Source organism: Rhodomicrobium sp. (genome assembly GCF_047605405.1).
GTDB classification, from domain to species: domain Bacteria; phylum Pseudomonadota; class Alphaproteobacteria; order Rhizobiales; family Rhodomicrobiaceae; genus Rhodomicrobium; species Rhodomicrobium lacus.
The window spans coordinates 16443-35675 of the sequence record NZ_JASGFR010000005.1; the positions used below are offsets into that span (position 1 = coordinate 16443).

General features: G+C 62.6%; 21 protein-coding genes. 8 read left to right on the forward strand and 13 right to left on the reverse strand.

All coding sequences use genetic code 11. The annotated features are described in order from the left end of the window. The first annotated feature begins 46 nt into the window (after window positions 1-46). The gene (locus QM659_RS03220) at window positions 47-1027 is read left to right on the forward strand and encodes a CBS domain-containing protein (protein ID WP_303483479.1); all 981 of its coding nucleotides are present in this window, start codon (window positions 47-49) and stop codon (window positions 1025-1027) included. Between the two features lie 178 nt (window positions 1028-1205). On the opposite strand, the gene mnmE is transcribed toward QM659_RS03220, so the two are convergent. After that, window positions 1206-2597 carry a tRNA uridine-5-carboxymethylaminomethyl(34) synthesis GTPase MnmE gene (mnmE, locus tag QM659_RS03225; protein ID WP_415187348.1) on the reverse strand — a complete coding sequence of 464 codons (1392 nt, stop codon included), beginning with the start codon at window positions 2595-2597 and terminating at the stop codon, window positions 1206-1208. A 134-nt stretch (window positions 2598-2731) separates the two neighbouring features. On the opposite strand from mnmE, the gene QM659_RS03230 reads away from it, so the two are divergent. Beyond that, window positions 2732-4789 (forward strand): thioredoxin domain-containing protein, encoded by a 2058-nt coding sequence (locus tag QM659_RS03230; protein WP_415187349.1) that lies wholly within the window; start codon window positions 2732-2734, stop codon window positions 4787-4789. A gap of 575 nt (window positions 4790-5364) precedes the next feature. Then, window positions 5365-5967, forward strand: coding sequence for a helix-turn-helix transcriptional regulator (locus QM659_RS03235; protein ID WP_415187350.1), 603 nt, complete (start codon window positions 5365-5367; stop codon window positions 5965-5967). 66 nt (window positions 5968-6033) lie between these two features. On the opposite strand, the gene nudC is transcribed toward QM659_RS03235, so the two are convergent. The 3 genes from nudC to QM659_RS03250 all read right to left on the reverse strand — a co-directional run bounded on the left by nudC (window position 6034) and on the right by QM659_RS03250 (window position 8372). After that, window positions 6034-6984 carry an NAD(+) diphosphatase gene (gene nudC / locus QM659_RS03240; RefSeq protein WP_415187351.1) on the reverse strand — a complete coding sequence of 317 codons (951 nt, stop codon included), beginning with the start codon at window positions 6982-6984 and terminating at the stop codon, window positions 6034-6036. 75 nt (window positions 6985-7059) lie between these two features. Beyond that, a complete protein-coding gene (gene coaA / locus QM659_RS03245; protein ID WP_127079204.1) occupies window positions 7060-8040 on the reverse strand; it encodes a type I pantothenate kinase in 981 nt (326 codons plus the stop codon). After that, a complete protein-coding gene (locus QM659_RS03250) occupies window positions 8037-8372 on the reverse strand; it encodes a phosphoribosyl-ATP diphosphatase (RefSeq protein WP_127079202.1) in 336 nt (111 codons plus the stop codon). Before QM659_RS03250 ends, coaA begins: the two co-directional genes overlap by 4 nt. A 21-nt stretch (window positions 8373-8393) precedes the next feature. Between QM659_RS03250 and QM659_RS03255 the strand changes: the two genes are divergently transcribed. Further along, complete coding sequence (locus QM659_RS03255; protein ID WP_415187352.1) at window positions 8394-8609, forward strand: hypothetical protein; 216 nt, start codon at window positions 8394-8396, stop codon at window positions 8607-8609. Window positions 8610-8612: 3 nt separating this feature from the next. Here QM659_RS03255 and QM659_RS03260 read toward each other — a convergent pair whose 3' ends face one another. Continuing rightward, window positions 8613-9293 carry an AraC family transcriptional regulator gene (locus tag QM659_RS03260; RefSeq protein ID WP_245434079.1) on the reverse strand — a complete coding sequence of 227 codons (681 nt, stop codon included), beginning with the start codon at window positions 9291-9293 and terminating at the stop codon, window positions 8613-8615. Window positions 9294-9442: 149 nt separating this feature from the next. Between QM659_RS03260 and QM659_RS03265 the strand changes: the two genes are divergently transcribed. The 3 genes from QM659_RS03265 (at window position 9443) to secB (ending at window position 11738) form a co-directional block, all read left to right on the forward strand. Next, window positions 9443-10645, forward strand: a complete 1203-nt coding sequence (locus QM659_RS03265; protein WP_303483460.1) for an MFS transporter — start codon at window positions 9443-9445, stop codon at window positions 10643-10645. 59 nt (window positions 10646-10704) lie between these two features. Then, entirely contained in the window at window positions 10705-11073 is a 369-nt protein-coding gene (locus tag QM659_RS03270) for a hypothetical protein (RefSeq protein WP_415187353.1), read from the forward strand. 173 nt (window positions 11074-11246) lie between these two features. Continuing rightward, entirely contained in the window at window positions 11247-11738 is a 492-nt protein-coding gene (secB, locus tag QM659_RS03275) for a protein-export chaperone SecB (RefSeq protein ID WP_303483457.1), read from the forward strand. A gap of 261 nt (window positions 11739-11999) precedes the next feature. Here secB and QM659_RS03280 read toward each other — a convergent pair whose 3' ends face one another. The 4 genes from QM659_RS03280 to QM659_RS03295 form a co-directional block, all read right to left on the reverse strand. Next, window positions 12000-12203, reverse strand: coding sequence for a hypothetical protein (locus QM659_RS03280; protein WP_415187354.1), 204 nt, complete (start codon window positions 12201-12203; stop codon window positions 12000-12002). 265 nt (window positions 12204-12468) lie between these two features. Further along, window positions 12469-13107 carry an acyl-homoserine-lactone synthase gene (locus QM659_RS03285; protein WP_127079187.1) on the reverse strand — a complete coding sequence of 213 codons (639 nt, stop codon included), beginning with the start codon at window positions 13105-13107 and terminating at the stop codon, window positions 12469-12471. A 91-nt stretch (window positions 13108-13198) separates the two neighbouring features. Next, complete coding sequence (locus tag QM659_RS03290) at window positions 13199-13954, reverse strand: helix-turn-helix transcriptional regulator (protein ID WP_415187355.1); 756 nt, start codon at window positions 13952-13954, stop codon at window positions 13199-13201. A 136-nt stretch (window positions 13955-14090) separates the two neighbouring features. Further along, window positions 14091-15179 carry a hypothetical protein gene (locus QM659_RS03295; protein WP_415187356.1) on the reverse strand — a complete coding sequence of 363 codons (1089 nt, stop codon included), beginning with the start codon at window positions 15177-15179 and terminating at the stop codon, window positions 14091-14093. A gap of 61 nt (window positions 15180-15240) precedes the next feature. Here QM659_RS03295 and QM659_RS03300 point away from each other — a divergent pair, with 61 nt between their 5' ends. Beyond that, entirely contained in the window at window positions 15241-16356 is a 1116-nt protein-coding gene (locus QM659_RS03300; RefSeq protein ID WP_415187357.1) for a helix-turn-helix transcriptional regulator, read from the forward strand. Window positions 16357-16376: 20 nt separating this feature from the next. Here the strand turns inward: QM659_RS03300 and dnaQ are convergent, their stop codons facing one another. From dnaQ to QM659_RS03320, 4 genes are read right to left on the reverse strand one after another with little or no spacing between them, the layout of a single operon-like run. After that, a complete protein-coding gene (gene dnaQ, locus QM659_RS03305; protein WP_415187358.1) occupies window positions 16377-17102 on the reverse strand; it encodes a DNA polymerase III subunit epsilon in 726 nt (241 codons plus the stop codon). A 30-nt stretch (window positions 17103-17132) separates the two neighbouring features. After that, a complete protein-coding gene (gene coaE / locus QM659_RS03310) occupies window positions 17133-17759 on the reverse strand; it encodes a dephospho-CoA kinase (protein WP_415187359.1) in 627 nt (208 codons plus the stop codon). Beyond that, on the reverse strand, window positions 17756-18592 hold the full coding sequence (locus QM659_RS03315) for a shikimate dehydrogenase (protein ID WP_415187360.1): 837 nt from the start codon (window positions 18590-18592) through the stop codon (window positions 17756-17758). The genes coaE and QM659_RS03315 overlap by 4 nt, the downstream gene beginning before the upstream one ends. A gap of 8 nt (window positions 18593-18600) precedes the next feature. Further along, entirely contained in the window at window positions 18601-19203 is a 603-nt protein-coding gene (locus QM659_RS03320) for a Maf family protein (protein WP_127079173.1), read from the reverse strand. Between the last annotated feature and the right edge of the window lie 30 nt (window positions 19204-19233).

Genomic DNA, 19233 nt, shown 5'->3' on the forward strand with positions numbered 1-19233 from the left:
ATTCGTTGATGAATTCAAGGAGAGAGCGATGCAGGCGCGAGATGTCATGACGAAACCTGTCATCACGGCGACGCCCGACACCGACATCCGCAAGATCGCATCCATCATGATGGAGAAGCAGATCGGGGGCTTGCCCGTGGTCGACTCCAGCGGTGTCGTCGTAGGGATCGTCACTGAAGGAGACCTTCTTCGCCTCAGATCGCCGGACCAGCAGAAAATTCACGACTGGCGTCTCTCGCTTCTTCTGGACCCGAAGGCGCTCGCGCAGCCTCTTCTCGACAAACTTCAGGCCAGTCTCACCGCGCGCGACGTGATGTCTGCTCCGGTCATGACCGTGCCGGACGGGGCCGAAGTGCTGGAGATCTGCAAGATGTTCGTGGACACGGGCATCAAGCGCGTGCCGGTGACGCGGGAGGGGCGCCTCGTCGGGATCGTCAGCCGCTCGGACATCATCGCCCGTATCGCGCAGATGAAGCCGGAACCGCCGCAGGGCGAAGGCATCTTCGGATGGACGTTGCACTTCGATCCTTTCGACCGCGACAAGGACAAGACGCCACCCACGCCCTCCGCACCGGAGCCGCGCCCCGATGCCCCTTTGACCGCCTCCGACTTCCGCCTCATCGCCCAGGAGGCCGCGGCCAAGAAACTGCGTCAGCGCGCAATCCAGGACCACGTCAAAAGCGATGACCGCATGGCGCGCGTGAAGCAACTCGTGGACACCCACCTGTCAGAGGACGAGTGGCTCACGGTCCTGCAAAGGTCGCGCGAGGCGGCTGAACGCGGCGAGCGGGAATATCTCGTGCTCCAGTTTCCGGCCGAGCTTTGCAGCGACGGCGGGCGCGCGATCAATGTCGGCGAGCCGGGCTGGCCAGCGACCCTTCGCGGCGAGGCGGCCGAGACTTTCCTGCGCTATGAGCGCACCTTGAAGGATCGCGGCTTCCACATGATAGCGCGTGTGCTCAGTTTCCCGAACGGCTATCTCGGCGACATCGGTCTGTTCCTGCACTGGGGCGGCATCATGGAATAGTGCGAGCCGGAAGGCCGCTCGCATTCGGTCTGCGGTCCGCGGCCTGCCTTCCTTCGCGCAGAGGCTTACGCACGAGCCGGTTGGGGCTGCTTCGGGCTCATCGCTTCTCAGCAGCCGATGTTTCATGTGAAACAGTTTGTTTACTTTTTCGGGCGTGCGCGGCTTCCCGTCTCTGCGGTCACTTCCCGATGCAGAACTCGCCGAAGATCTGGCCCAGCACATCCTCGACATCGAGGCGACCGGTGAGGCGCCCAAGCGCGTCGGCGGCTTCGCGCAGATGTTCGGCGGCAAGCTCCGGCGCCTCGCCCGCTTCGACGCCTTCGAGGAACCGGGCAAGAGCAAGCCGCGCGCGCCCGATCTCCTGCCGGTGCCGGAAGCGCGTTATCGCCGGCGCTTCACCTCTGCCATAGGTCTCGCCAGCAAACCGCACGAGCGCTGCCTTCAGGGCATCGAGGCCGAGACCGGTCTTCGCGGAAATGTAGACCGCCTCGCTGCCGAAGTTTCCGGGCGCGGGTGACGGAGCCACGTCCACCTTGTTCACGACGAGGAGCCTTACGCCGGACGATGAGGTGACGGTGGCGCCCTCGATGTGCGTGGATGGGGACGAGGCGGCGGTTTCTCCGCCGGCTTCGGCCTTCGCCGCTCCCGCACCTTCGCGCGAACCGTCCACCATCGCGAGAACGACGTCGGCCGCCTCGGCTGCGGCCAGCGCACGGCGGACGCCCTCCTGTTCGACGGGGCTCGTCGCCTCGCGGATACCGGCCGTATCGCGCAACACGAACGGATAGCCGTCAAGATCGAGCGATACTTCGATCACGTCGCGCGTGGTTCCCGGCTCGTCGTAGACGATGGCGGCCTCACGCCCGGCGAGCGCGTTGAGCAAGCTCGACTTGCCGACATTCGGCTCGCCGACGATGGCGACCGATATGCCCTCGCGCAGGATCTCGCCCCGACGGCCATCGGCCAGCGCGCTCTCAAGATCGGCGATGAGAGCGCGGGCCTCCGGCACGGCTTCCCTGAAAGCACCGTCCGCGATGTCCGCCTCATCGGAAAAATCGAGGCTCGCCTCGACGTAAGCCATCGCCTTGAGAAGCGTGCGGCGCCATTTCTCGTAGCGCGCCCGCATCGCGCCCGAATGCTGCGCCAGCGCCTGCCGCCGCTGCACTTCGGTGTCTGCGTTGATGAGATCGGCCAGCCCCTCGGCCTCGGTCAGATCGAGCTTGCCGTTACCGAAGGCGCGGCGCGTGAACTCCCCCGGCTCGGCCAGCCGCAGACCGATGTCGGCCAGAGCATTCATGACCGCCGCCACGACCGCGCGTCCGCCATGGACATAAAGCTCCGCCATGTCCTCGCCGGTGAAGTTCGCGGGGCCGGGAAGCCAGAGCACCATCGCCTCGTCGAGCATCTCGCGTGACTTTGGATGACGCAGCCGCCGGAAGCTCGACACGCGCGGCGCGGGCAACCGTCCGTTGCAAAGCTCGTACAGCGTCTTTCTCGAAGCACGCCCGGAAATCCGGATCACGGCGATCCCGGCCCGGCCCGGCGCGGACGACAGCGCGTAGATGGTCATGAACGTTTCCTGCTTCTTAAGGCTTCAAAGACAAGTTGCACGATACATTTTCGAAATTTGGGTATAATCGTCCCGAGGGCTTGCCGTGCTTCTGGCGGACTTTCATTGGGCAAAGCAGTCAACAAGGTTGCCTCATGGCGTTAAATCGTTTGAGCGAAGAGACTAGTCCCTACCTTCAGCAGCACAAACACAATCCGGTCGAATGGTGGCCCTGGTGCCAGGAGGCCTTCGAGGAAGCGCAGCGGCTCGACAAGCCCGTGCTGCTCTCGGTCGGCTATGCCGCCTGCCACTGGTGCCATGTCATGGCGCACGAGAGCTTCGAGAAGGAGGATACCGCCGAGTTGATGAACCAGCTGTTCATCAACATCAAGGTGGACCGCGAAGAGCGCCCGGACGTCGACACCCTCTATATGACCGCGCTTCAGGAACTGGGGGAACAGGGCGGATGGCCGCTCACGATGTTTCTCACGCCCGACGGCATGCCCTTCTTCGGCGGCACGTACTTCCCCGACAAGCCGCGCTTCGGCAAACCCTCCTTCAAGGACGTGCTCGTGAACGTCGCGCGCGTCTACGCGCAGGAGAAGGAGACCATCGCGCAGAACACCGCCTATCTGAAGCAGCGGCTCACACCCCGGCTGAACTACGGCGCGGCGCCCGAATTCTCGGAGGAGCAGCTTGCCGCCATCGCGGCAAAGTTCATCGGCGCCATCGACCCGACGAACGGGGGCCTTCGCGGCGCGCCAAAATTCCCGAACACCACGATCTTCCAGTTCCTCTGGCGCGCGGGCCTTCGTTACAATCTGAAGACCTGTATCGAGGAGGTGAAGAACACGCTCCTGCATATCTGTCAGGGCGGCATCTACGATCACCTCGGCGGCGGCTTCTCGCGCTATACCGTGGATGAGCGCTGGCTCGTGCCACACTTCGAGAAGATGCTCTACGACAATGCGCTTCTCATCGAGTTCATGACCGAGGTCTGGAAGGAAACGCAGTCAGACCGCCTCAAGACGCGCGTGGCCGAAACCATCGGCTGGCTCAAGCGCGACATGATCGTTCCGGGCGGCGCCTTCGCCGCTTCCTATGACGCGGACTCCGACGGTGTCGAAGGCAAGTTCTACGTCTGGAGCGCGCGTGAGATCACCGACATTCTCGGCCACGGCGAAGAGGCCGCGATCTTCGCGCAGACCTACGACGTGACGGAAGGCGGCAACTGGGAAGGCAAGACCATCCTGAACCGCCTGAAGGCGCTGGCGCTGCTCAACGGCAGCGAAGAGCGCGCGATGGATGAATGCCGCGCCAAGCTGTTCGCCGAGCGCGAGCGGCGCGTGAAGCCGGGCTGGGACGACAAGGTGCTCGCGGATTGGAACGGCCTCGCCATTCGCGCGCTGGCCCGCGCCGGCGACGTCTTCGTCCAGCCCGACTGGGTCGCACTCGCGGTGGATGCCTATGGCTTCGTGAAAAACCGCATGATCGAGAACGGCCGCCTGTTTCACTCCTGGCGTGACGGCAAGCTGAAAGGCCCCGCCACGGCCGCCGACTATGCCAACATGATTTCCGCCGCTCTCGTCCTCCATCAGGTGACGGGCGAGGCGCGCTATCTGGACGACGGGGTGGAGTGGACCGCCATCATGAACCGTCACTACGACGCGGAACAGGGCGGCTATTATTTCGCGGCGGACGACACGAGCGACCTCATCCTGCGCCCGCTCTCGGCGAGTGACGATGCCGTGCCGAACGCGAACGCGACCATGCTGCAGAACCTCGCGGACCTCTATACGCTGACCGGAGACGCCGCCTATCTGACGCGCGCCGACGGTCTGCTGACCGCTTTCCAGGGCGCGGCCCAAACGATGGCCATCGGATACACCGGCCTTCTCTCCGGCGCGCTCACGCTGATATCGCCGCAATCCATCGCCATCGCGGGCGACCGTGCCGGTCCCGACGCAGCCGCGTGGCGCAGGGCTCTGGCGGAAGTGTCCTTGCCGGGCGCAACCGTGCAGTGGGTAAGCCCGGACGAGACGCTCCCCGCTTCCTCCCCCGCCTTCGGAAAGAAGGCCATCGGCGGCAACACGACAGCCTACATCTGTTTCGGACCACGGTGTTCCGAGCCGATCACCGATCCCGCTACCCTGAAGGAGCGGCTTAAGGAAGAGCGTGCCGTTTCGGTGCAGGTGGCCGCTTCGCCCGTTTAACGGAGCGCCGCCGGTTTTGTTTGGAAACGCAACGCAGCGCGATACAGGGATTGCGTCGCGAGCCGCGTCCCACCGTGCCGGCGCAGGAAACGGGGGCCTTTCGATCCCCAAGCCAGGACCCCCCCACGGCATCGTGCTTCGGATGAAACGGATACCCTTCCGGTTCGAGCGCGCCGAGGCGCTGAGCCGCGCGGCGCGGTCCTGAATGCGAAGCAGGCTGTGAGGGCCTATCCGGCCTCGAACCACTGAGCCACTCGAATACTGCAAGGCCCGGAGCGGGGGGGAGCCGTTCCGGGAGCGTCGTTGCGCGACATCAGGGCTGCTTTAGTCCCATGGCATCCGCAGAAGGCTCCAGACAAGCTCTTTGGCCCAGAATGGGATGGGTGCCAGAACACGCATGCGATTTGCCTTAAAGTGCGTACGATGTCATAGTAGCTGCTTGCTTTAGTCGGTACCGGAACCGGGTCGATTTCGGCTTCGCAACGCCTATTTCCGCTTTTTCGTTTGATGCCCACTCATTCAACTTATCTGCGCACTCCTAACTCTTGTGCACAAACCTGCTTTAGGAATTCGCCATGTCGAGTGGCATAGCCACAGTATTATCGGACCTGTTCGATCAGATTGCCGTCGCTGTTTTTATCATTTCCGGTAGCGGGAGCCTCCTTTTCTCCAATCGCGCCGGCCAAGCCATGATCGACGAGGGTTGGCCGGTCCGTTTCACCAACGGCGCGCTCACGGGGATCGACACCCCCGCTTCGGAGGCTTTGAAGAAGGCTCTCGACAAAAGGCATGCCGATGGCGCGAGCGATCAGGCCATTTGTCTTGCCATTGCGGGACAGGGAAGGCCGAGCGCCATCGGGTATCTGAGGGCCATCCCGGGGGCCGATACCTCGGCTTCCATGTTGCTCGTCACGCAAACCGGACGATCGACCGCCTACGGAATAGAAGGTCTGGCCAGCAGCTATAACCTCAGCAAGGCCGAAACGCGCATTCTCAAGCACGTCGTGGAGGCGCAGTCGCTCCCCGAGGTCGCGCAGCGCCTCAATCTGTCGCTTCCTACCGTCAAGAGCCACATGCGCCGGATTCTGAGCAAAACGCAGTGCTCACGGCAGGCAGACCTGCTTCGCATCGTGGAGGGGGCACGCGCATATTTTTATCGTCCCCGCAGCGAGAATTGAGAAGTCTGACATCCGCGTTGGCGAACCGCTTCCGCGATCCGACAACGACGGAACAGCTTCCCCCGCTCACGAGCGGGGAAGCGCGCCATCCACGAACGCGCGGATCAGCGAATGCGCCATCGAGATCCGCGGCGGGACGAACAGTCCTTCCGGGTGGGAGAGCGCAAGCATAGAGGCAAGTTCCGCCCGGTCGAACCAACGCGCATCGGATAACTCCGTGCGGTCGATCGTAAGCGCCTCGGTAAGCGCCTCGCCCCAGCAACCGATCATCAACGAGTGCGGAAAGGGCCAAGGCTGGCTCGCCACATATTCGACCGCACCCACCTCGATGCCCGTCTCCTCCTTAACCTCGCGGCGAACGGCGTGCTCGACGTCGTCGCCGGGTTCGACATAACCGGCGAGCGTCGAATAGAACTTGTCCGGAAAGCGAAGCTCATGGCCGAGCAGCGCACGGTCGCCGCGCGTGACGAGCATGATCACGGCGGGGTCGGTTCGCGGCCATGTGCTTTGCCCGCACCCCGCGCAGGTTCGGCACCATCCGCCCTCGATGGCATGCAGCGGACCGCCGCAGCGCGAGCAGCAGCGTTGATGGGCATGCCAGCCCAGCAGCGCCCGCGCTTCCGCCGCGATCAGCAAATCCGTTTCATGTGAAACACCCTGAAGCGCGAGCGAGCGCAGATCGACAAGCGGAGAGAGCGCCTTTTCCACCGCCGCGAAGTCTCTGTGGTAGGGCGGCACGTTACAGGCGAACACGCTGGCCCCCGTCCCGTCCTCACCCAGAAACGCGAAGTCGGCCGGCGCGGCGAGGGCCTGCACTTCCGGCACACTCAGCCAGCGAATGGCGGGCGGCGCGCGGTCCGGCGTCGGATGGATGGGAATCCGAAGGTCGGCGAGAACCAGAACCCTGGTGCCGGGAGCATTGAACCGGGCGTCGATGAAAGCCGCATCGCGCCGCATCTCCGCGCGGCGGTTGAGGCTCTTTTCAGAGGTAATCGTGGGTAAATGGAGAAACGGCATCGCTCAAACCTTAACGACTGAAGCGACGGCCTTCAATGAAGAGACATCGCTTCAGTCGGCAAAGCGGGCGCGTGCTCACAGCTTCCGCAGCGCCACCGTCTCCACGCGATGCGAGTCGCCCTTCGACAGGATGAGATTGGCGCGCTTTCTCGTCGGCAGGATGTTCTTCTTCAGGTTCACGAGGTTGATCGTGCGCCAGAGCTTCAGCGCCTGCGCGATGGCCTGTTCCTGCGTCAGCTTGGAATAGCGGTAGAAATAGGCGTCCCTGTCGCGGAACGCGGTGCTGTAGAGGCGCAGGAAGCGGGTCACGTACCACTTTTCGATCACCGCAGGTTCCGCGTCGATGTAGATCGAGAAGTCCAGAAGGTCGGAGACGAAAGGCACCGCGTCGCCGTGCTTCGGCAGCTTCGCGGGCTGGAGCACGTTCAGCCCCTCGATGATAAGGATGTCGGGCCGGTCGACGACGATCTTTTCGCCGGGAATGATGTCGTAGGAGAAGTGAGAATAAACGGGCGCTTCCACGCGCGCCTTGCCCGCCTTCACGTCGGCGACGAATTGCAGTAGCCGCGCCTGGTCGAAGCTCTCGGGAAAGCCCTTCTTGTGCATGATGCCGCGCCGTTCAAGCTCGGCATTCGGCCACAGAAACCCGTCCGTCGGAACGAGATCGACGCGGGGATGGTTCGGCCAGCGCACAAGCAGCTCGCGAAGGACGCGCGCCGACGTGCTCTTGCCCACCGCCACGCTGCCCGCAACGCCGATGATGAACGGCATCTTGGCGTCGCCGTGATTGAAGAAGCGCGTCGTCGCGCTGTGCAGAAGCTGCGCCGCGCGAACGTAATAGTTCACGAGCTTGGCAACGGGCAGATAGATGTCCGTCACCTCTTCCTGCGAGATCTTTTCGATGAGGCCCGAAAGGCGCGCAAGATCGGCCTCGGACAGCGTCATGTGAACGCCGTCGCGCAGCTTCGACCATTCCTCGCGCGAGAAGGTACGATAGGGAGAGAGCTGCAGGGCCTGGGGCAACTCGAACTCCAGAACGGGGCTCGGCATGCTCATGACTGCGAGCCATCCTTCGGCCGCGACGCCTTTTCCGCATGTCCTGATTGAGCGGTGCGGCTGTCGAGTTCGGCGAACACCGCCTCGATCGGGACATTGCGCGCTTCGAGCAGAACCATCAGGTGATAGAGAAGGTCCGCAGCCTCCGCGCGGAGCTTTTCGTCGCTCTCCGCGACGCCTGCGATCACGGTTTCGACCGCTTCCTCGCCAAGTTTCTTGGCGCAGGCCGCCGCGCCCTTGTCGAGCAGCGATTTCGTATATGACGCGGAAGCAGTGGAAGCGCGGCGCGCCTTTATCGTCGCGGCCAGTCGTGCGAGCGTATGTTCACTCATGCCTAAGCCCCTCGGGCCGCCGTGACCGTCGCCGCAATCATCAATGAGCGGCTTTTCCGGATCAAGGCGAAATTAAATGCCGAACTTCACGAACTGCGGAAATGCGAAGTCGCGCTCAGCGGCCTCGGAAGAAAGATCATAACCGGTCCCGCCTTGGGAAAGATCCCGTGCTCTTTCTCCGACCTCTTTGTCAAGATCCACGACGCTTATCCATACGGCGAACAACGGACGGATTGACGCCTATCGACGTCGCATCATGGCGACAAGCGCGCTTGCGCTGCGATAGCCGACCCGGCGCGCGGTAGCCTCGGCCTTCGCGCCCTCGCTCAGGAGGGCCGCGGCGCTCATCGCGCGCAACCGCCGCCGCCATTCCGCGAAGGAGAGACCGGTTTCCTCCCGGAAGCGGCGCGTCAATGTGCGGCGGGAAAGGCCGCACCGTATCGCCCAATCGTCGATGTTGAGCGGAAGCGCGCAATTCTCGATCAGCGCTTCGCAAAGCGCCGCCAGCCTGCGGTCCCCCGGAAGCGGAAGCTCGAACTCCGCCCTCGCTGCGCGCGCCACCTCGTGGACGACGAGCGCCGCCAGCGCGCCGCCTCGTCCGCTCTCGTCGTAAAGGACCGGCTCTTCGAGAAGGGCGAGGATCGCTTCGCGCAGGAGGACCGGCACGGCGATCACCTTGCATTGCGTCGGGATGACGCCGGCTTCCTCCCCCCGGATGTACGCGGTGCGGAGAGAAACGGGCACGCGAAAATCGACGCAATGGACCGTGTGCGCCGGTATCCAGAGCGCATGACGCGGCGGCACGATCCACGCCCCTTGCGCGGTCTTCGCCAGCATGACGCCCTCGACCGCGTGAAGGAGCTGTCCGCGCGGGTGAAAATGCGGCTGCGTGCTGGCTCCCGCCGGATAGTCCTTAGCCATAACGGCGACCGCGCGCGGCACATTCTGGTAGTCGGCGCGGTCGGTGCTGCGATTTTGGCCCGCTTGAGACAGTTTTCGGCCCCCGTGCGTTTTCAGGCCAGACTACGCTTTCGGCAGGCACGCAAGCAAGAGAGGGATACGCCAACACCATGACTGCAAAGGGCGACGCGCCGCACAAGACACTACTTTTCGTGAACATCGCACACGCGCTGGATCATTTCGTTCTGCTGATTTTCCCGACCGCCGTCATTGCCATCGCGGCGGACCTCGGCCGCGATTACGGCGATCTGATCTGGCTGACGACCGGCGCTTTCGTCGCGTTCGGTTTCTTCGCGCTTCCGGTGGGCTGGCTCGCGGACCGCTTCGGGCGGCGCGCGCTCCTGATCGCCTTTTTCTTCGGCTACGGCGCGGCGTGTCTCGCGGTGGCGTCATCGACGAGCTTCCCGATGATCGCCGGGTCGTTGCTCATGCTCGGCATGTTCAGCGCGATCTATCATCCCATCGGGTCCGCCATGATCGTGGCGAACGCGAAGAAGCTCGGCCGCGCGCTCGGCATCAACGGCGTATGGGGCAACATGGGCGCGGCACTCGCTTCCGGCATCACAGGGCTTCTGGCCGCGAATTTCGGATGGCGCGCGGCATTCATCGTGCCCGGCGTGATCCTTATCGCGCTCGGCATCGCGTTCGTGGCGCTCGTCCGCGATGACACCATGACCGGCAAGAAGGGCGCCGCGAGCCACGCGCTCGTCATGAGCCGCCAGCGCCTTGTGTGGCTGCTGCTCGCTTTCGTGGCAGCAATCCTCGCGGGCGGCCTGACGTTCAACATCGTGACGATCGCCATGCCGAAGGTGATCGACGAGCGGCTCGGCTTCTCGCTCCCGCTGGAGCTGACGGGCTGGATCACGACGAGCATTTTCGTCTGCGGCGCGCTCACTCAGATCACTGTGGGGCGGCTCATCGACAAGCTGGAACTGCCGTTGCTGTTCGTTGCCCTGTCCGCGTTGCAGGCAGGTGGCCTGCTGCTCTCAGCGCTGACGACGGGCGTGCCGATGGCGGCGGGGCTCGTGCTGGCGACGGCAGCGATTTACGGACAAGTGGTGTTGAACGACGCCATGGTGGGCCGCTACGTCGCCGACGAATTCCGCAACCGCTTATATTCCGTGCGCTTCTTCGTCGGCTTCACGGTGGGCGGCCTCGCGGTGCCGCTCATCAGCCTTCTGCGCGCTCACGGCGGATTTCAGGAGGTGCTGCTCGTCTCGGCCGCTCTGGCGGCGGTCATCCTCATCTGCGCGCTTGCGACATGGGCGCTGGTGCATGGGAAGACGCAACCCGCGGTGGCTCCGGCGGAATAGCGCCGGAACTGACGGCACTTGCGGTCGTTCTCCCGAAAGGGCCAACGGAGGAAACGACCATGCCGAGAATGACCGTGGAACCGCGCACCGCGGGAAACAGGCTGCTCCCGGCTTTGGCGCTGGGAGCGGCGCTGGCGGCATTCACAAGTCCTCCGCTTCAGGCGGATGTCGACGCGCCGAAGCCGAAAGCCGCGCCCCAAGATACGCTGTCGAGCGATCCGAACCGCGTTCAGGTGCCGGTGCCGGACTTGCGGCCTGGCGAAACGCTGACCGAGCATCTCGACCGAAACGACGGCGTCATCCGCCCGCAGGAACGCAATACACCCAACATGTCGACCGTGATGCCGCCTGAGCCTCATCCGAACACGACGCCGGTCATTCCTCCACCGGGCACGCCGGGCGGAGATCAGAGCATCGAACCGAAATAGAAGATCGCCTCCGTTCGCGGGGCGAAAACCTTGCTCCATTTCTTGGGATGACGGCGACTTGCGCCTGCGAAGGCGTTGCAGTCGCGTGTGCGGCATGGTAGCTCACCGCTGAAGGCGCGCCGCCCGTGGCCAGCCGCAAAAGCGTAGACTCAGACATTCCGGAGAATGAGCCAATGGCCGAGACCAATGGAACGAACGGCGGCACCGAACAGCCCGAACTGAATCCGGGTCAGCCGCAAGTCAACGTCATCGGACAGTATATCAAGGATCTGTCCTTTGAGTGCCCGGATCCCACGCGCTTCTTTCGCGGCCCCGGTAACAACCCGAACCTGCAACTCAACTTCAATGTGCAGGTAAACAACATTCAGGATGGCGTTTTCGAAGTCGGCCTTGCGCTCGAAGGCGAAGCCAAAAGCGATGAGGGCGTGCTTTACAACATCGAGCTGCTTTACGCGGGCGCGTTCGTTCTGAAGAATCTGCCGCAGGAAGCCGTTCAGCCCGTTCTGTTCATCGAAGCGCCGGCGCTACTCTTCCCCTTCGTGCGCCGTCTCGTAGCGGACCTGACGCGCGAGGGCGGGTTCCCGCCGCTGCTGCTCGATCCAATCGATTTCGCCGGTCTCTATCGCCGTCGCGCCGCCGAAGGCCAGCAGCCGACCGTCAGCTAGAACTTGGGACGATGCAGAAGGAGGTTCGCCTTCTCTGCTCGACGAGCACCGCTCATACTCGGCATCGCGCTTTAACAAAGGTGCGGTGCTTTTTTATTGAGGCGGCGCGACGCCGGATGGACCCTGACCGTCGGAAGTCCGCCCATGACCAAAGCATGCAACCGCTTTCGCCTTTGGCGAAGCGGTTTATCATGCCGACATGAAATCCCTCCGCCTGCGCGGAGTTGGTGCATGCTGTGCGACGCAGCGCGCCGATAGCAGTCAAGGATTGGCGGGGGCGTCAACCTGGATGCGCATCATCTCCGACGACATCCACGACAACATGACGGCCAGGGCATCGGTCGGCTGCATTCCCTCGCAGAGCGCGGCCTCGAATGCGTTCGTCAATTGAGACTGAAGCATATCCGAGACGTGCTCCGCGATCAGCGGTTGCGGATTTCCCGGGAAGAGGGAGTCCATATCCATCGGTCTCAGCTCGTTACGTAAGGGCATCATGCCTATCCTGTTGCTATCGTGTCGAAAGTAATCGTGACAATCATGACGTCACGCTTGCCAATGAGTGTGCCTGCGAAAGTCCTGATCACATTTCGTCTCCGCCTCGACCAATGCCTTTGCGAGTTCGCTTAGGCCGGCACCTTCGGCTTCGCGGGAGAGATATCGCAGGGCTGCCAGTATACCGTTGACATCCTGCTGCTTCTTTTCCGAAAAAAAGCCGTCTTCGACTGCGCTGCTAGGCAGCGAGCTGCATTTCAGTGTGTTCGCCATAATTGAGGACGTTCTCATAAATACCCGTTTTCTCCCGGACCTTCTGCAGGACCGCCCTCGATACTGTCAGCGAACCTGCTATTATTTTGTAGCCTTCTTCACTTCTCGCTACGTCTCCCAACCACTCGACTTCCCAACCGTTACGCACGAAGATATTGCGGCAGTACGCCGGGTACATGACGCCGACGATGCGGTTTATGCCCTGCGCAAGTCCGAACTCCAGATAGCCGATGATGAGTTCCTGAATGATCCGCTTGCGCTTCTCGGTCGGCATCTTCTCGTCCACGCAGAAACGGCTCCCCTCCCAGACTTCGGCTGCTTTCGGGATGGCGATGTTGCTGACGAGATGGGGGAAAACCTCCTGCAGCATGTACGGGCGATCTGTCGGATAAAGCCGCGACGATCCCCGCGCTCTTCCCGCCTCATCCCGCCAGACGAGATACCAGGCGGCCGGATTGTCATACTGGTCGTATTCCATGTTCCGGATCGTAGGCACCTTCCAGTGTTGCCGCTGCACGATGCATTCGTGCCTAAGCCGGTGCTGCTCGTAGATAGGATTTCCCGCAAACAGGTGACTTGTACTGATCGAAATGCAGTCAATCATCAGCGCCCTCGCTACGCGTGAACAACGAGGGGCATAATCGCGGAATGGCTGCCGCTTCACAGCTAGCAACCTTGACAGGTTCCGACGGGAATCAGCCGAAGAAGGAGGGGAGGATCAGACCGTGACGAATGGCCTTGACGGTCGCAAGTGTGCGCTCGTTAGCATTTAACTTCTTGAAAACATTGCTCATATGAAAACGAACGGTGGAGTGGGACACCCCCAGGATATCGGCGATGACGGAGTCGCTCTTTCCCTCCGCCGCCCAGGACATGATCTCCCTTTCGCGTTCGGTGAGATAAACCTCGCCGATATCCTCCGTCAACGGAGACTCGACTTTTTCCAGCTCCGTGAAGGCAAGATGAAATTGAAAGGCAAGCGCCTGCACCTTGTGGAGCAGCGCCCTGTCCGGGTTTATGCCGCCATGGCTGCTTGCGATACCGAAGCCAGCCAGTTCACCGTTCACACCGCAGATGGGCACGGCGATGCCGTCGCACAGGCGCGCTTCCTCCGCCTCGTTCATGACCTTTATCTGATCCGTGTGCCACTTGCGTTGCGTAAGCACCGACGCCCAGGTAAACGGCCTGCTCGCGCAAACCCCGAATTGCGGAACGGGGTCTTTTTTCTCGTACTGATTGATCCGGTAATGATCCATCCAATCGTCCGGGTAATTGCAGACGATACCGTGTCCCGCGTTCAATCCCACGGATGGATGATTGGTGATTAGGCTGTAGCAATAGCGATCATAGCCGAAGACTGCGAGGGCTTTTCCAAAAAGCTCGGAAACCTCCTTGCTCGACTTCGACGCGTTGGCGTCCTCGATGAATCGCTCTATCGCAAACCTGTCCATAACCAAATGCGCGCCGAATGGAGGTGAGGTCAGTGCATGAATTTATCGTAACACGCACAAACTCACTAGTGTAGCCTAAACATCACGGCAACCGGGGCTAGGATTAATGCGTGAACGTTTGGTTATGGCTTGAGCTTCAGACCCTTTCCAATATTAAGTAGTTGATATTATTAAATGGATCGCCAAAGACATCGGATCTTGCACCCTCGGCGAGAGCTTTCAGATCAGGCCGGCTCCGAAATTGCAGTCCCGGTCTTGAGAACAACGCCAGGTAGCCGCGTAAATCCGCCGTGGCGGCCACATTACAGACGATCAATTTCCCGCCGTTGGCTAGCTGATTATTAAGGACGCCGAGAAGGCGGCGCGCCCGCCTGTCGGACAAGAGCGTCAGAAGCAAGGGGCCATAAATCAGATCGAAACCGCCCTTCTCGCGAAACAAGCCTTCAATGTCATCTGACGAAGGCTGAATAATCGTGATTTGGCTCTGATATTTACGGCTGAGGAATGCACAGACCGCCGCGTCCCGCTCCAACGCGGTGAACTCCATGCGACTGAGGTCGAGGGGGCCGTCTTCCAGTTCACGAAGATGTCCCGCGCCGAGCGCAAGAATTCGAGGGCTGGCGCGGCGGGTGCTTACATCCTCGATATATGCGCGCGTCAGCGTTTTCAGGAGGCGCACCGAAAGCGCGAAAGTGCTCGTCGTAAGCTGGTCGAAGATCCTCGCGGCGCCCTTCGGCGTTCCCAGCGGCAATAAGCCACCATTGAGAAAGTCGAGGGAGACCGCGTAGCCGCCGGACTTCGCTGATGCATAGCTTGTGAAAGGGTCTTCACGGCAATGCCGGTACATCCGGTGCGAACGCGTTACGAGGCGAAGGCGGCTTAGGCATTGCAGTCTTTTTGCAAGGTCGAAGACCTCGGAAAGCTCCCGCTCCAGAAGCTTGTACGCGGCGGGAACATCGCCTTCTTCGAGAAGATCCGCCGAATCATCGAGAATGCCCTGCGCCAGAAACAGCAAGCTGTCCGGCGTGAAAGTGCCCAGACGCTGCTTGCTTCCCTGTGCTGCTGGATCCGCCGCAAGGGACAGGTTTTTCCCGGTTCTTCGCATACAATCCCGCGCCTCGCCATGGGCGAGAAGCCGCCCTCTCCACAAGGTAAACTGGCATTCTAGGGAGGATGCCTCCAATTTGCAGGATGCAAATGCATCCTGCATTTTTCGAAAAGCCATTGACTTCGTCCAAGCCGAGCGGCTTCCTGTCGGAGGCTGATAAAACTGCATACGAACGGCTATGGCCGATTCCTTCGAAACGCTCATCGACCTGATTTATGAGGCTGCGGAAGACCCGCTGAAGTGGGAACGGGTTCTTGCTCACCTGACCGCCGCCGTCGGCGGTTCGGGCGCGGCTTTTCATGCGAGCGAGGCGGACAACTCCGGTTTCGGCTTCGGAATGAGCTGGCACGTCGATCCCGAGGCGCAGCGGCAATACGCCGATTACTATCACTCGGTTAACCCTCTGGCCGCCCCCTTGACCATGGTCCCGGCCGGCGTTGCCATCGCCGATCACGCTCTCGTTCCGCGCGAGGCTTACAAGAAAAGCGAATTCATCCACGATTACTCGCGCCGTTTCGACATACGCGGTTCGATCACGCTGCTTGCCGCCCGAAACGCACAGCGTCTGGCCTGCCTTGGCGTCGTCAGGCCCTACCATTCCGAGACCTTCGAGCCCCGTGAGGTCGCCTTCGTGCAGCGGGCTGCCCCGCATCTGACGCGGGCGCTTGCGCTCAACAGACGCCTCGCGCAACTCGACGGCGAGCGGCAGACCTTCGAGGAGGCGTTGGAGAGATTGGGCCAGGCGGTGGCCGTCCTCTCCGAAGACCGCAAGATCTGCTACGAGAATGAGGCCGCGCAGCGGCTTTTCCGCCGTGGAGACGTCCTTCGCATTGTCCAGGGGCGGCTGGCTGCGGTCAGTCCCCTGATCGACGCCCGTCTGGCTGAGGCCGCGCGCGCGGCGCTTGCCCTCACGCACAGGCGGGGCGATATAGTCCTCGTGCCGCAGGAAAGCGGGTTGCGCCCTCTCATCGTCAGAATCATGCCATTCGGGCAGACTTCCGATTTCCCGCTCGGGATCGGAACGCGTGCAATTGTACTGATCACGGATCCTGGCGCGCCTGTACACGATGCGGCGACCGACGTGATGACTGCATTCGGTCTTACGCCAGCCGAAAAGCGGCTGGTTCATGAGCTTCTCGCGGGGCGCACCTTGCAGGAAGCTGCCGGCATCCTGAACATCACCCGCGCGACGAGCCGAAACAGGCTGTCGCACATCATGTCCAAGACCGGAACGCACCGGCAGAGCGAGCTGCTCCAGCTCATTCTGCGCAGCACCATGACAACAACGGGCTGAGAGCCTCTGAAACGCTGGGCTCAGGCCGCCGTCTGCACGGGCTCGGCTGGTGGCGCATCGTCATAACGCTTCCAGATCGCCTTGTCGCCGAGCGATGCGACGAAGGCGGCGTGCGCGGCGGCTTCTTCAGCGGTAAGCCTCGGCGCCAGCGGCTTGAGGCGCACCTGCACCGCCGCTGCCTGGCCCGCGACGGCAACTTCCGCCGAGCGTGCGCCAAGATCAAGCCCCGCCTGCTCCGCTCCGATAAGCCGCAGATACACATCCGCCAGCAACTCGCTATCGAGCAGCGCGCCGTGCTTCGTGCGCGTGGAATTGTCGATGCCGTAGCGGCGGCAAAGCGCGTCGAGATTGTTCGGACTTCCGGGGTGCTTGCGCCGGGCAAGCGCGAGCGTGTCCGTCACGCGCTCCATGGAGATCGGCGGTGGATAGCCAAGTTTCTGAAACTCGAAGTTCAGGAAGCCGACGTCGAATGCCGCGTTGTGGATGATGAGGCGCGCGCCTTCGAGCACGGCCAGCATTTCCGAAGCGAGCGAGGAAAAAAGCGGCTTGTCGGCGAGAAAGGCGTCCGTCAGCCCGTGGATCGCGGTCGCCTCTTTCGGCACCGGCCGTTCCGGGTTGAAGTACCAGTGCCAGAAAACGCCGGTCGGAATGTAATTGTGCAGTTCGACGCAGGCCAGTTCGATGATGCGGTGGCCGTCCTTTGGGTCGAGCCCTGTCGTCTCGGTGTCGAGAACAAGTTCGCGCATGCTCGCCTGATGGACCCCGTATTCGATGCGTCAGATGTCTTGAAGGGCGGCCCAGCGTTGATATGCCAGCGGGGGCCGCGTCACGATATCCTTCAAGATTGCATCGATTTGCTGTCGGCTGTCCTCGTGCCCGACTTCCGTATCCACAACGTAGTCGGCCCGGGCGCGCTTCTCGGCGTCGGGCATCTGCTTCGCGACGATGGCTTCGAGCTTTTCGACCGTCATGCCGGTGCGGGCGAGAAGCCGCTCGCGCTGTGCCTCGGCCGATGCGCTGACCACAATGACGGCGTCGAACAGATCGCCTGCGCCGGTCTCGAAAAGGAGCGGGATTTCAAGGATCGCAAGCGGCGTGCCCTTGTCCTGCTCGGCGCGCAGGAAGCGCCATTCCGCCGCGCGAACGAGCGGATGAACGATAGCCTCAAGCCGTTTCATCGCTTCGGGCGAGCCGAGAACGCGCCCGCCCAGCGCCGGTCGATCGACCACGCCGCCCGCGGTGGTGCCCGGAAAAGCGGCCTCGATCAGCGGCACGGCTGCGCCCGCGTAAAGCTCGTGCACCACGCGGTCGGCGTCGAGCACGGGGATACCGAGCCCGCGCAAATAGGCGGCGACCGTGCTCTTTCCCATGCCGATGGACCCTGTCAGCCCGATGACGATCATCCGCCTGCCTCCCGCGCCGCGATGGCATCGAGCACCGCCGCGCGAAGCTCGGGCGTCACGCGCGGCCGCGCGCCGAACCAGCGCTCGAAGCCCGGCGCGGCCTGATGCAACAGCATGCCGAGGCCATCCACCGCGACAAGCCCACGCACGCGGGCCTGCGCCAGAAGCGGCGTTTCAAGCGGGGTATAGACGATGTCGTTCACGGTCGCGTCGGCAGCGACCGGCGACAGGTCGATGTCGAGCGGCGGCTGCCCCTTCATGCCGAGCGTCGACGTGTTGACGACGAAGCGCGCGCGGTCGAGCGCCACCGGAAGGTCGGCAAGCGCGAAGCTCGTCGCGGGCGGGAATTCGGCGGCGAGAGCGTCAGCCGTCGCCTTCGTGCGGTTGACGATGCGAATGTCGGCGAAGCCCCGCTGGATCAGCGCCCACACGATGGCGCGCGCCGCCCCGCCCGCGCCGATTACCACCGCCGCGCCCGGCTTGTCCCAACCGGGGGCCTGCTCGTCGAGATTGGCCAGAAAACCGAAGGCATCCGTGTTCGCGCCATGAAGTTTTCCACCATCGAGCCACAGGGTATTCACAGCGCCGATGGCCATCGCCGCCGCATCGCGCCGTTCGGCGAGCCGGAAGGCTTCAAGCTTATGCGGCACGGTCACGTTGCCGCCGGCAAGCCCCGCCGCCGCGAAGCCCCGCACGAAATCGGCGAAATCCTTCGGCTCGACCGCCGCCTTGCCATATTCGCCCTCGATCCCGTGCTCGCGCAGCCAGAAACCGTGGATCACGGGCGAAAGCGAATGGGAGATGGGCCAGCCGATGACACAGGCGCGTTTCATAACCGCCCCTACTTCTTCAGCACCGAAATGCGCCGCAACTCATCGAGCACCGGGACGATCGGCATGCCGAGAATGGTGAAATAATCGCCTTTCACCTCACTGAAGAGGTGAATGCCGAGACCCTCGATGTGATACGCGCCGACGGATGTCTGCACGCCCTCGCCCGCCGTCTCCATGTACCAGTCGAGGAAGTCGTCGGTGAAGTCGCGCATCGTGAGCGTGGCCGTATCGACGAATTGCGCGACATGTCCCCCATGCAGCAAGACTGCCGCCGAATGAAGCTGGTGCTGGCGGCCGCGCAGTTTCAAAAGCTGGCCGCGCGCTTCCTCCTGACTCTTCGGTTTCTGCAGGATTTCGTTGCCGACCGCGAGCACCTGATCGGCGCCGATGACGATCGCTCCCGGTTCCGTCTCAAGCACGTTATCTGCCTTCAACCGCGCAAGCGCGAGCGCCACATCGGGGGGCGCGATATTGCGTGCGAAGTGCTTGTGCTCTTCCGCCTCGTCGACCATCGACGGCTGCGTATGAAAGCGCAGCCCTGCGCTCGCAAGAATTGCCGCGCGCGCGGGGCTCGCGGACGCGAGGATGATTTCAGGATAATCCGATTGCATGCGCCGATTAGGTACCTTTTCGAGATCCAG